Raw genomic sequence first — 13,050 nt, forward strand, 5'->3', positions numbered from 1 at the left:
TCACTATCTTTGTGAAAATAACGAGCTGTTTTCTTTCATTGAATACGATAGTAAACGAGAACAAATATGAAACGTTGTAAGATAACAATTTTAAAAACAACTCTTAATGAAGAACTGGCTAAAGAATATGCCGGTCCGGATTTCACAAAATGCCCGATGATGAGAGAAGGGCAAGTGTTTTATGCGGATTATGCTAAGCCCGAAGGTTTTTGTGATGAGGCGTGGAAAGCTATTTATCAGTATGTATTTGCTTTAGCACATGGTTCCGGTATCTTTTATGTGACAAAATAGAGAAAATAAATATAGTATATGTTGAAAATATTAGTAACCTACGCCGTACAAGGCGAATTTGCAGAGATTAAATGGCCCGATGTGGAAGTGTATTATGTGCGTACCGGTATTGGTAAAGTAAAAGCAGCTTTTCATCTGGCCGAAGCAATTCGTCAGGTAGAGCCGGATATTGTGATAAATATGGGTACAGCAGGGACAATCAATCATCGGGTAGGAGATGTATTTGTTTGCCGTCATTTCATCGACAGGGATATGCATAAACTTGCAGGATTGGGATTAAGTTATGAGTTGGATACCTCTGCATTGCTTGAACAGAAAGGTTTCTGTCGGCATTGGACTGAATCGGCTACCTGTAATACCGGTGATAGCTTCCTTACCGAATTGACCGATATTGAAGGAGATGTGGTTGATATGGAAGCCTATGCGCAGGCGTTTGTTTGTACTTCCAAAGAGATTCCTTTTATTTCAGTGAAATTTGTATCGGACGTGATTGGGCAGAACTCTGTAAAACATTGGGAAGACAAACTGGCTGATGCCCGTACCGGATTATCTCATTTCTTCAATGTTTTGAAAGAAAGTATATGATAGGTAACTCCTGAAGCAATCAGAAATAGTAGTATCTTAACCCATACCAATGGGATGAGGAAAAAGATGCAATAAAGCATAGTGCCCCACATTAGTAGTAATGAGATGATTTTTGCCCGTAACGGTATTGCTTTGTTTTCGCGAAAATTACGAATATAAGGGCCGAGGTGTTTCTGATTCAGTAACCATTGATACAAGCGTGGCGACCCTTTGAAATAGAGTGCGGCAGTAAGTAACAGGAAAGGGGTTGTAGGGAGTAGTGGTAGAAAGATACCCAGAACGCCCAGTGCCAATGATACAGTTCCTAAAATGATACAGATAGTTTTCATTCTGCAAATGTAGAAAAAATAACGATGTTTGCAGAATGGAAATATGATTTTGTATTACCTTTGCCCTTGCATCGAGGTGACATTAGATGCAGGACTTTTTAAATATATATGACGATGTATACAGTAATTAAACGCCTGGAAGTGTCGGCTGCACATAGCCTGAACCTTTCATATAGTAGTAAATGTGAAAATCTTCATGGTCACAATTGGGTTATCACAGTCTACTGCCGTTCTGCGGAACTCAATGCCGATGGGATGGTAGTGGATTTTAGCCATATCAAGAAGGCTGTAAAAGAAAAGCTGGATCACCAGAATCTGAATGAAGTGCTTCCTTTTAATACTACTGCTGAGAATATAGCCCGTTGGGTTTGTGAACAAGTCCCGCATTGTTTCAAAGTAGAAGTACAGGAGTCTGAATCAAACACGGCTATCTATGAGAAAGATTAACGAAATTTTTTATAGTCTGCAAGGTGAGGGGTATCATACAGGTACCCCTGCTGTTTTTGTCCGTTTCTCGGGATGCAATTTGAAGTGTAGCTTTTGTGACACCCGTCATGAAGAAGGTACGATGATGACGGATGAAGAAATTATAGCTGAAGTGAAAAAATATCCAGCTGTTATGGTGATACTTACTGGAGGTGAACCCTCTCTGTGGATTGATGATAATTTTATTGATCTTTTACATCAGGCAGGGAAGTACGTTTGTATTGAAACGAATGGTACTCGTCCGTTGCCGGCTTCTATCGACTGGATAACCTGTTCGCCCAAGCAGGGTGTAAAATTAAGCTTAAACAAGATAGATGAAGTGAAAGTTGTCTATGAAGGACAAAATATTGACGTTTATGAGTTGCTTCCCGCCGAACATTTTTTCCTCCAACCTTGTTCTTGTAGTAACACCGCATTGACGGTGGACTGCGTGATGCGACATTCCCAAATGGAGACTAAGCCTGCAAACGCACAAACTGATAGATATTCAGTAGCCATGAGTTACAAGTTACTGACTCGTAACTCGTAACTCATAGCTCATAACTAATAACTAACTAATTATGAAAGTAGGTTTATTTATTCCTTGCTACATCAATGCTATTTATCCTGATGTGGGGGTAGCATCGTATAAACTTCTGAAGAGTTTAGGGGTAGATGTTGATTATCCGTTAGATCAGACATGCTGTGGGCAACCGATGGCAAATGCGGGGTTTGAGGACGAAGCCTCTAAACTGGCGCTTCGTTTCGATGACTTGTTTAAACAGTACGATTACATTGTGGGCCCTTCCGGGAGTTGTGTGGCTTTTGTCAAATTGAATCATCCGGGTATCTTGGCTAAGGAAGGGCATCAATGCGAAAGTGCTGGCAAGATTTATGATCTTTGTGCTTTTATTCATGATGTGATTAAGCCCGAAAAACTGAAAGCCCGTTTTCCGCATAAAGTGAGTATCCATAATAGTTGTCACGGTGTGCGCGAACTCATGTTATCTGCTCCGAGCGAGCTGAATATTCCTTACTTTAATAAACTGCGCGACCTCCTTCAGCTGGTTGAAGGAATAGAAATCTTTGAGCCCAGTCATGTAGATGAATGCTGTGGTTTCGGTGGTATGTTTGCTGTCGAAGAACAGGCCGTATCTGTCTGTATGGGTCGTGATAAGATAAGACACCATATGGAAACCGGAGCGGAATACATCACCGGAGCCGATAGTTCTTGTCTGATGCATATGCAAGGCGTTATCGAACGTGATAAACTGCCTGTCAAAATCATTCACATAGTAGAAATCTTAGCGTCGCAATTATGAGTACCAAACATGCAAAGGCTGCCGAGAAATTCTTAGAGAATCTTGTAATGGCAGCATGGCACAATGAAACCCTTTGGATGGTTCGTGCCAAACGAGATAAAATGAGCAAAGAGGTCCCCGAGTGGGAAGATTTGCGGGAAAAGGCATGTGAGCTGAAACTTTATTCTAACAGCCACCTTGACGAGCTTCTGGTAGAGTTTGAGAAGAATGCGACTGCCAATGGTGCTATCGTTCATTGGGCGAAAGATGCCGATGAATACTGTGCTATTGTTTATGAGATTCTTAATAGTCATGGGGTACACCGTTTTGTGAAAAGCAAATCCATGCTTGCCGAAGAGTGCGAACTCAACCCTTTCCTTATAGAGAGAGGTATTGATGTTGTGGAATCCGATCTTGGTGAACGTATTCTGCAATTGATGCATTTGCCACCGAGTCATATCGTGTTGCCTGCCATTCATATTAAACGTGAACAGGTAGGTGAACTCTTTGAGAAGGAGATGGGGACGGAGAAAGGCAATTTTGACCCTACTTATCTGACACATGCTGCTCGTAAGAATCTGCGGAATATATTTCTGAATGCAGAGGCTGCCATGACAGGAGCCAACTTTGCCGTAGCTTCTACCGGAGACATTGTGGTGTGTACTAACGAGGGGAATGCCGATATGGGAACCTCTTGTCCTACACTGAATATTGCTGCATTCGGTCTTGAAAAGATAGTTCCTGATATGGAGTCATTGGGAGTATTTACCCGGTTATTGGCTCGTTCGGCTACCGGACAGCCTGTGACTACTTATACTTCGCATTATCGTAAACCACGTGAAGGGGGTGAATATCATATTATCATTGTGGATAATGGACGTAGTGAGATTCTTGCTCATCCCGATCATATCAAGACACTGAACTGTATTCGTTGTGGTGCTTGTATGAATACCTGTCCGGTATACCGTCGTAGCGGTGGTTATTCGTATACGTATTTTATTCCCGGTCCTATCGGTATCAATTTGGGGATGGCACACAATCCGGAGAAGTATTATGATAATCTTTCGGCCTGTTCACTCTGTATGTCTTGTTCTGATGTTTGTCCGGTAAAGGTAGACCTTGCCGAGCAAATTTACAAATGGCGTCAGATACTCGATAAAATTGGAAAGGCAGATACCGGAAAGAAGATCATGTCTGGCGGAATGAAGGCATTGATGGATCGGCCTGTGTTGTTTAATGCAGCTTTGTGGGCAGCTCCGATGGTCAATCATTTACCACGTTTCATCAAGTATAATGATCTCGATGCATGGGGGAAAGGGCGAGAACTTCCGAAATTTGCCGGTGAGTCATTCAATGAGATGTGGAAGAAGAATAAAGTACAAGGAAAGGAGGATACGAAATGAGTAGTAGAGAAGAAATATTAGCCAATATTCGCAAGAATACGCAAAAGCGTTTTGACTATCCGGAGTGGCAAATAAAGACAACGGTCTATCCTGATGTGATAACTGAATTTTGTGAAATGACTCGCGCAGTAGGTGGTGAGGCGATGCTTCTGGGAAAGGAAGAAGAGGTCAATGCTGTCATCCGCCGGACCTATCCTGAGGCTACACGTATTGCTTCGGATTTAGATGAAGTGACTTGTGCTACATTCAATCCTGATGAATTAGATCGTGCACAAGATCTGGATGGTACGGACGTAGCCGTAGTAGCAGGAGAATTGGGTGTTGCTGAAAATGCTGCTGTATGGATACCCCAGACAGTAAAGTATAAAGCTCTTTACTTCATAGCAGAGAAATTGGTGATAATTCTTGATCGTAACCGGATTGTCAGCAATATGCATGAAGCTTATGAAATAGTAAAAAATGAAAAATATGAATTCGGTACATTTATCTCCGGTCCTTCCAAGACAGCTGATATAGAGCAGGCTTTGGTGATGGGAGCACATGGGGCAAGAGATGTACTGGTTATTCTTAAATAATGTACCAGTACGCCATGCGGGATGATTTATCGTCTGTTGATAGCGCGGCCAATTGGCCAATTGGCATATTAGCACATTGAAAAATTAGTATATATGTATGCAAATAAAGTAAAGAAAGTAGTTGCTGTTCATGACCTTTCGGGAGTTGGAAGGGTATCTCTTACAATTGTTATTCCCATTCTTTCGTCTATGGGTTTTCAGGTATGTCCGTTGCCTACGGCTGTATTATCAAGTCATACGCAATATCCCAATTTCTCATTCCTTGATTTGACGGAAGAGATGCCTAAGATTATTTCTGAATGGAAAAAACTGGGTATGCAGTTTGATGCTTTTTATACGGGCTATCTCGGCTCTCCGCTTCAGATACAAATTGTGTCGGACTTCATTGACGATTTTCGTCAACCGGAAAGTCTTGTGGTAGTAGATCCTGTTTTGGGTGACAATGGTAAACTGTATGCTAACTTTCATGATTCTATGATAAAGGAGATGCGCCAGCTGATAACTAAAGCTGATGTCATCACTCCTAATCTTACTGAATTATTTTATTTACTCGACTTACCATATAAAGAACAGAATACAGATGAAGAGCTGAAATTTTATCTCCGTCAACTTTCAGATCAGGGACCGGAGGTAGTTATTATTACGAGCGTCCCTGTGCTGAATGATATCCATAAGACGTCTGTATATGCCTATAATCGTTCCGGGAATCGTTTTTGGAAAATAACCTGTCCTTATCTACCAGCCCATTATCCGGGAACGGGAGATACTTTCACCAGTGTTATTACCGGAGCTTTATTACAAGGTGACAGCCTGCCTATTGCTCTTGATCGTGCTACGCAATTTATCCTTCAGGGTATCCGTGCTACATTTGGTTACGAGTACGATAATCGGGAAGGCATTCTTCTGGAAAAGGTATTACATAATCTTGATATGCCTATCCAGAGTAGTAGTTACGAGCTTATTTGACAAGGAAGTAGATGACTTAAAAGTCTCATAAAGTTATTAATATGTAACTTTAGAAACGCAGATTAACGCTAATTTACGCAAAGATTAAGTTTGCGAAAATTAGCGTTAATCTGCGTTCGCTCTTATTGATATTTTATTGCTTCAATCCATCTGCTGTTTCTACCAGCCTGAGGAATTCCCTTCGATACCCTCTTTCATCATTATCCAATGCTGTTTTTACCATTGCAATAACTTGTGTATATGTTGCATCTCCTTTAAAGTCGGAATCGCGAAGTAACTGCCCGAACATGGCTACTGCCGCAGCAAAACGGAAATCAGAGGATACATTGTTTCCTTTATTATCAACAAGTGGGAGTTCTAATTTCTTGCTGATATCTTCGTCCGGTGCTTTATAGCGCAATTTTACTGTAAGTAGTTCTTTTGAACCTGTGGTTGGTTGGAGAGCAGGTTTTACCTTCTTCTGATATTTTAAATCATCCACTTTGTTCACGAAATTACTTTCCACACCTGCGGGTACTACTTCATAAAAAGCAGTTACTGTATGTCCCGCTCCCATTTCACCGGCATCTTTTGCGTCATTATTAAAATCCTCATCTTTCAACAGGCGGCTTTCGTAACCGATGAGGCGGTATGCCTGCACTTGAGATGGATTAAATTCTATTTGTAATTTTACATCTTTGGCTACTGTGTGCATAGTAGCTCCAAACTCATTTACCAATACTCTGTTGGCTTCTTGCAGATTATCAATATAGGCATGATTCCCATTTCCTTTTTCAGCAAGTATCTGCATTTTGCTATCTTTATAATTACCCATGCCGTAACCTAAAACAGTAAGGTATACACCACTTTTTCTTTCCTGTTCAATCAGATTTTCCAGACCTTCATTAGACGATACCCCTACATTAAAATCGCCGTCCGTACAAAGTATAATACGATTGTTTCCTCCCTTCACAAAATTCTTTTTCGCAATTTTATACGCAAGTTTTATGCCTTCGCCTCCGGCTGTAGAACCTCCGGCAGTCAATTCGTCAATCGCTTCACGGATTTTTTGCTTATCACTTCCGCTGGTTGACGGCAAACGCTCTCCTGCTGAACCGGAATAAACAACGATAGCCACTCTATCTGCATCGCGCAAATTGTTTACTAATAGTTTGAGGGAAGACTGAACTAATCCCAGATGCTGTGGCCCGTACATGGATCCCGATACATCAATTAAGAAAACGAGATTGGATACCGGAAGCTTTTCGGTAGGAATTTCTTTAGCTTTTAACCCGATGCGTACTAAGCGGTGATTTTTATTCCATGGACAAGAACCTATCTCAGTAGTGATTTTTACCGGATCTTTGCCCGTAGGTTGGGGATAATTATACGAGAAATAGTTTATTAACTCTTCTGTGCGGATAGCATCAGCAGGCGGTAGTTCACCTCTGTTTAGATAACGGCGCATATTACTGTAAGAGGCGGCATCTACATCGATAGAAAAAGTTGATAATGGATTTTCGTTTACCTTCTTGAAACCGTTTTCTTCAATGTTTTTATATTCTTCCGTATTCATATCGTAGGCAGCATAGGCCCTTCTTGTCATTATTCCAGGCATAATGTTTGATACAGCACCACACATGCTTACCTGTTTCTGCATGCCATAACCTACCACTACACACTCTTCAAGTATTTGGCTATTTGCCTGCATGGTGATATTCAGCCGTTCAGAAGTCACTTTCACTGTTTGTGTTTCATAACCAATGTAGGAGAATATCAGCTTTTCACCTTTGTTGGCACGGATTGTATATTCACCGTCTACATTGGTTATTGTACTACGCGTAGTTCCTTTTACCAGTACTGTGCATCCTGTAATGCCAAAACCGTCTGCAGCATCGGTCACTTTACCTTTTACTATAAGTACCTGTGCATTTACTGTTCCCAAAGAAATGACTGCTATCAGCAATCCCAGCATCATTGCTTTTAATTGATTTGTTTTCATACATTTTATTGTTTTAATGTGATACATAAATCCGATGTTTTACTCTATAGATGCGATTAGTGGAAAGATTCCATAAATGTCTTCTTCTTTTTTTTAATTTATTTCTAAAAAAGATTTCTTGGATGGACGCGAATGATTGATGAGCCCATATATTACATCTATTTATAGAGTTGAGAATACTTATACTTTCTTTTTTTATTTATCGTAAGATTGTCCATGTTTATAGTATATTTCTCCATTGTGTACTCCTATGCGTTCGCCTAATTTTGCATATGTGAAATAGATTTTATGTTATCAATAGTTTATTGAAAAACAGCGAAGTATAAGACTACGATTTGATAACAGCCTGATCTAATTCTATATATTGGCTATGTATTTGTTTTGTAGCCGATGACAGGATATTAATATAAAATTCATTTAATTATTAATCTTAATGTATTATGAAAAGAAACAGATTAATTTGGTTTTTCTCCCTGTTATTTTGTTGTACTCTATTAGCTGCTCAAAAAGTGACAGTTGAAGGGACTGTTACAGGATTTCCTGATTCTGAAGTACTGATGGGAGCAAGTGTCTCTGTAAAAGGTACTACCCAAGGTACTATTACAGATTTGGATGGAAAGTATTCTCTTTCCGTAGCATCTGATGCTACATTGGTGTTCAGTTATCTTGGATATGAAACGAAAGAGGTTGCTGTAAAAAACAGATCATTGATAAATGTGTCTTTGAAAGCAGATGCTCAGGATTTGGAAGAAGTAGTAGTTGTTGGTACTATTCTGAAGAAGAGTGATTTGACAGGTGCTGTCTCAAGTGTAAGTGCCAAAGTACTGGAGGAGAAGCCGGTTACTAACATTAATCAGGCATTGCAAGGTCGTGTTGCTGGTGTGTTTATTTCCAATGCTGCTAAACCTGGTGATGACGCAACGATTAAAATCCGTGGTATTAATACTATTAACGGAAGTACTGACCCTATCTATGTAATAGATGGTCAGGTTATGGATAACTTCGGAGGTGGGTTTAATTCAGTCAACTTGAATGATGTTGCTTCTATCGAAGTATTGAAAGATGCATCTGCTACAGCCCTGTATGGTTCCCGTGCTTCCAATGGTGTGATTTTAGTTACAACTAAAAAAGGTAAAAACGGTATCGGAAAAGTTACTTATGATGGTTGGGTCGGTTTCCAGACGGATGCTAAACTTCCCAAGACAATGGGAACAAAAGACCTTTTTGAGTTGAGAAAAGATGCAGCGATGAACTCCTTTACCGCACGTCATCCGGGAGCAACTGAAGATGAAATCAATGCATTTCTGAATAACCGGGTTATGAAACCTTATTCAAAAGACGGATCAGGAGGATATGTTTTTGCTCAATATGAGTTTGATGCTTATAATAATAATGATAATTATAATTGGCTGGATGCAGTGACCCGTACTGGTGTAGAACAAAATCATGCATTGAGTTTTAGCGGAGCTTCCGAAAAAGGTGCTTATTATTTTAGTTTAGGCTATTCTAATAAAACCGGAATGGTTGAAAATCTTGGAGATAAAAGATATAGCGGACGTATAAATTCGGATTATGCGATAAAATCCTGGTTAAAAGTTGGTACCAATACAGCATTTACACATACTGATTCTGATATTTTCTCAGATGATGGTGTTTATGACAAAGCTCGTGGTGCGAATCCGATGTTACCTATTAATTCTGAGATTTATACATTGAACTATGGTGGAGTACAGGATGACAATTACTTCAATCCGATTCGTACCTTAAAAATAGAAAATAACCGTAGACGTAATCGGTTATCTTCTACTAATTTTTTGAATATCAATCCTATTAAAGGGCTGAATATTCGTACCTCATTCTCTATTGACTATTTCCAGGAGGATCGTTTCAAATACACTCCGAAGGATATTCAGGAATCTATTCGTTATTCACAAGATGGTCAGGCCGAACATACACGTGACCAAAGAATGACTTGGCAATGGGATAACTCTATCTCTTATGACCGTGCATTTGGCGAACATAAGATTAATGCTCTCTTTAGTACCAGTGCTACTCAAACGAATCGTGATTATACGTATGCAACCGGTAAAGGTTTTGGTACTGATAAGTTCTCTTATTATAATATAGGATCTTCCTATAAAACAGACGAACGTTCTATCGGATCTGACTTTGTTACATCTACCTTGATGTCATATGTAGTGCGTGCCAATTATAATTATGCAAGTAAGTATTATCTGACTGCAACAGCCCGTTATGACGGTTCTTCTAAGTTTGCCGAAGGTAAACGCTGGGGGCTGTTCCCTTCTTTCTCTGCAGCATGGAATATAGCAGAGGAGAACTTTATGAAAGAACAAGATGTGCTTAGCCAGTTGAAACTACGTTTAGGATACGGTTTGGTAGGTAATCAGAATATTGATGATTTTGCATTTTATACACTTTATGATGCCAAATTAGAAGATGGAAAAGTAACTTATGTACCTAAAGGGCGCCGGGGAACAAAAGATATTACCTGGGAATCTCAGAGGCAGTTTAATGTGGGAGTGGATATGGGATTCCTGAACGGACGTATTACTGCATCATTGGATGCATTCCTTATAAAGAATAAGGATTTGCTGATGACACGTTCCTTGCCATTAACTTCCGGCTTTAGCTCAGCAGTAGAAAATATCGGAGCTATTGAAAATAAAGGTATTGAGTTTTCTATGAATGCCAAATTGATTGAAACCAGAGATTTCTTGTGGAATTTTTCAGCAAATATTTCTGCTGATAAGAACAAGGTTACACAGCTTTACGGAAATAATGATGCTATTTACAAAATTGATGATAATCGTAACATGCAGAAAGAGGGCAATCTGTTCCTGGGTGAATCCCGTAATACAATCTACATCTGGAGAACCGGTGGTATTGCTCAAGTAATAGACATGGATCGTTTGAAGAATATTGATTTCTCAGGACGCCAGGTTAATCCCGGAGATCTCTATCCGCTGGATGTGAATGATGATAAAGTGATTGATGATAAAGACCGTGTGATTGTAGGTTCTCCTGATCCTAAGTTTTATGGCGGTTTCTCTACAGACTTATCTTATAAAGGAATTACGCTGAATGCTGTCTTCAACTACTCTTACGGAGCCAAGAAACTAAGTCCTTATTATGAATCATTAATCACAAGCCGGGGTACAGGAGTTGCTTCTGTTGATTTGGTTGATCGTTGGAGTCCGGAAAACACAGATGCAAAATTCCCCCGTCCTATCTATAATGATCCTACGGATACCGAAACAATGTACTATAACACATTCTCCGCCAGTCAGATGGATTTCTCCGTACAGAATGCTTCATACTTACGTTTGTCTACATTGAGTTTAGCATATACATTCCCTAAGACAATCGTGGAAAAGATGAAGATTGGAAATTTACGGGTTTATTCAACCATTTCCAATGTGTTCTGCTGGACCTCTTATAAAGGCTATGATCCGGAAACCGGAGATTGGTATCCTCCTACAAGAATGTTTGTTTTTGGCTTGAGTGTTTCATTGTAAATAGTCTTCACACAGGTATTTAAAATATAGTTTAGTTATGAAAAACGTAATAAAAATAAATAAATTGGCAACGGCCTGTATATTGGCAGGTTCTTTAACAATGTTTTCTTGTTCCGATTTCCTGAATCAGGAGCCTAAAACATCCTTGACAGAACAGGAGGCTTTTTCTAATCTGGAAAATATAGCACCAACTGTAGATGGTTTGTATACTGCATTTCGTGACTCGAAATCCGGGCGCGAAGGACTGACTTTCTCACTTTTAGGTTTGGATGAGAGCAAGCAGGGTATCGTGCAGATGGATGATGCTGCACAGGCAAGTCTGGATCTTTACAACGGTTTGCTCAATTCGATGTCTACACAGGTAGATAAAATGTGGTCAAGAAGATGGCCGATTGTTATTTCTGCCGCTAATGCGATTTATGCGCTTGATGTATTGTCCGAAACAACTCAGGATGAAGATACTTTAGACAGAATTAAACGTCTGAAGGGTGAGTCTTGTTTCATACGGGCTATGGTGATGATGGAACTTACTATGTATTGGGGAGAAATTCCGGTAGTTGATATTGCAAAGATGGAAAATTCAGCCCGCCAACCATTGGAAAAGGTCTGGAAGCAAATCTTTGATGATTTTACGTTTGCTTCAACATCCTTGAAAGAAAAGTATACAGAATCCGGTGATAAAACACGTGCGACTTCCGGTGCAGCCTATGCCATGTTGGGTAAAGCGTACATGTCAGTTCCCCAAGAGACAGGAATGAGAGATTTCAAACTAGCGAAAGAGAGTTTTGAAGCAATGATGAACCGTTATCAGCTGGATCCTGATTTTGCAAATCTTTTCGATGAGAAATTAGAGTTCAATTCACCTGAATCGATCTTTGAGTTAGATTATGACAATGTGAACCGCATTAATCATTGGCAGTTTGATATGGGGTCTCGTACAGTAGTTGCTACATTTGGCGAGGGTTGTTATTTTGCCGGCTATGATGTGGCATTACCTACAGAATATGCTTATAAATCAAAATCCGAAGGAGGTATTTGGGAAGAAGGTGATTTGCGCAGAGATGAAAGTATACGCTATGATTTTACCTATCTGGGCATTACACCTACTGAGGTTTCGTGGGGAGCTGACGAATTAGATCCACATATCAAGAAGTATGAAGACGAACGTACGGACCAGTTCAACGGGAATTTGGCTAACGAATGGTATTCCGGCAAGAATTTTATAGTGTTGCGTTATGCTGATGTTCTGTTGTGTTATGCCGAATGTCTAAATGAACTTGGAGAAACCGGACAGGCAAATACGATTGTAAATCAGGTACGAGCCCGTGCCTGGGGTGGGACTCTGCCTAATGAAATGGCCTGGAATTATGGTCAGGATGAATTCCGTACACAAATTATGAATGAACGCATCCGTGAACTTTGCTTTGAAGGTTGGAGACGTATGGATTTGATTCGTACCGGTAAATTTGTTGAATTGATAAAAGAACGTAATTCCTGGGCTAAGAAGTCGGGAACGATCAAAGATTTCCACATGCGCTATCCTATACCGGATACAGAGATTAAAAACAATGATGATATCAGTGAAGAAGATCAGAATCCGGGATATTAAATCTATAAT

The 13,050-nt window shown here is 40.0% G+C and carries 10 protein-coding genes and 2 pseudogenes; 10 read left to right on the top strand and 2 right to left on the bottom strand.

Annotated features, from left to right (window positions below; genetic code table 11):
* Positions 1-66: 66 nt before the first annotated feature.
* Both K8P02_RS02485 and K8P02_RS02490 read left to right on the top strand, forming a co-directional pair.
* A pseudogene (locus K8P02_RS02485) lies at positions 67-279 on the top strand (TIGR04076 family protein); the annotation flags it as partial.
* Between the two features lie 30 nt (positions 280-309).
* Positions 310-876, top strand: a complete 567-nt coding sequence (locus tag K8P02_RS02490) for a 5'-methylthioadenosine/S-adenosylhomocysteine nucleosidase family protein (protein WP_007484500.1) — start codon at positions 310-312, stop codon at positions 874-876.
* Here K8P02_RS02490 and K8P02_RS02495 read toward each other — a convergent pair.
* Positions 843-1,205 carry a YbaN family protein gene (locus K8P02_RS02495; RefSeq protein WP_081504723.1) on the bottom strand — a complete coding sequence of 121 codons (363 nt, stop codon included), beginning with the start codon at positions 1,203-1,205 and terminating at the stop codon, positions 843-845. The two genes, K8P02_RS02490 and K8P02_RS02495, sit on opposite strands and share 34 nt — an antisense overlap.
* Positions 1,206-1,319: 114 nt before the next feature.
* Here K8P02_RS02495 and K8P02_RS02500 point away from each other — a divergent pair, with 114 nt between their 5' ends.
* The 6 genes and pseudogenes from K8P02_RS02500 (at position 1,320) to K8P02_RS02525 (ending at position 5,915) form a co-directional block, all read left to right on the top strand.
* Positions 1,320-1,652 carry a 6-pyruvoyl trahydropterin synthase family protein gene (locus tag K8P02_RS02500; protein WP_002559722.1) on the top strand — a complete coding sequence of 111 codons (333 nt, stop codon included), beginning with the start codon at positions 1,320-1,322 and terminating at the stop codon, positions 1,650-1,652.
* Positions 1,639-2,185 (top strand): annotated as a pseudogene (locus tag K8P02_RS02505) (7-carboxy-7-deazaguanine synthase QueE). Before K8P02_RS02500 ends, K8P02_RS02505 begins: the two are co-directional and overlap by 14 nt.
* Before the next feature lie 66 nt (positions 2,186-2,251).
* On the top strand, positions 2,252-2,992 hold the full coding sequence (locus tag K8P02_RS02510) for a (Fe-S)-binding protein (RefSeq protein ID WP_007484502.1): 741 nt from the start codon (positions 2,252-2,254) through the stop codon (positions 2,990-2,992).
* Positions 2,989-4,374, top strand: a complete 1,386-nt coding sequence (locus K8P02_RS02515) for a lactate utilization protein B (protein ID WP_025867419.1) — start codon at positions 2,989-2,991, stop codon at positions 4,372-4,374. Before K8P02_RS02510 ends, K8P02_RS02515 begins: the two co-directional genes overlap by 4 nt.
* The gene (locus K8P02_RS02520) at positions 4,371-4,949 is read left to right on the top strand and encodes a LutC/YkgG family protein (protein WP_002559726.1); all 579 of its coding nucleotides are present in this window, start codon (positions 4,371-4,373) and stop codon (positions 4,947-4,949) included. Before K8P02_RS02515 ends, K8P02_RS02520 begins: the two co-directional genes overlap by 4 nt.
* A gap of 93 nt (positions 4,950-5,042) precedes the next feature.
* The gene (locus K8P02_RS02525; RefSeq protein ID WP_002559727.1) at positions 5,043-5,915 is read left to right on the top strand and encodes a pyridoxamine kinase; all 873 of its coding nucleotides are present in this window, start codon (positions 5,043-5,045) and stop codon (positions 5,913-5,915) included.
* A gap of 133 nt (positions 5,916-6,048) precedes the next feature.
* Here the strand turns inward: K8P02_RS02525 and K8P02_RS02530 are convergent, their stop codons facing one another.
* Positions 6,049-7,896 carry a vWA domain-containing protein gene (locus tag K8P02_RS02530; protein ID WP_025867420.1) on the bottom strand — a complete coding sequence of 616 codons (1,848 nt, stop codon included), beginning with the start codon at positions 7,894-7,896 and terminating at the stop codon, positions 6,049-6,051.
* A 440-nt stretch (positions 7,897-8,336) separates the two neighbouring features.
* On the opposite strand from K8P02_RS02530, the gene K8P02_RS02535 reads away from it, so the two are divergent.
* On the top strand, positions 8,337-11,432 hold the full coding sequence (locus tag K8P02_RS02535) for a SusC/RagA family TonB-linked outer membrane protein (RefSeq protein WP_025867421.1): 3,096 nt from the start codon (positions 8,337-8,339) through the stop codon (positions 11,430-11,432).
* A 37-nt stretch (positions 11,433-11,469) separates the two neighbouring features.
* The gene (locus K8P02_RS02540; RefSeq protein WP_025867422.1) at positions 11,470-13,041 is read left to right on the top strand and encodes a RagB/SusD family nutrient uptake outer membrane protein; all 1,572 of its coding nucleotides are present in this window, start codon (positions 11,470-11,472) and stop codon (positions 13,039-13,041) included.
* Positions 13,042-13,050 lie beyond the last annotated feature (9 nt).

This window comes from Bacteroides nordii (genome assembly GCF_019930665.1).
Lineage (GTDB): Bacteria > Bacteroidota > Bacteroidia > Bacteroidales > Bacteroidaceae > Bacteroides > Bacteroides nordii.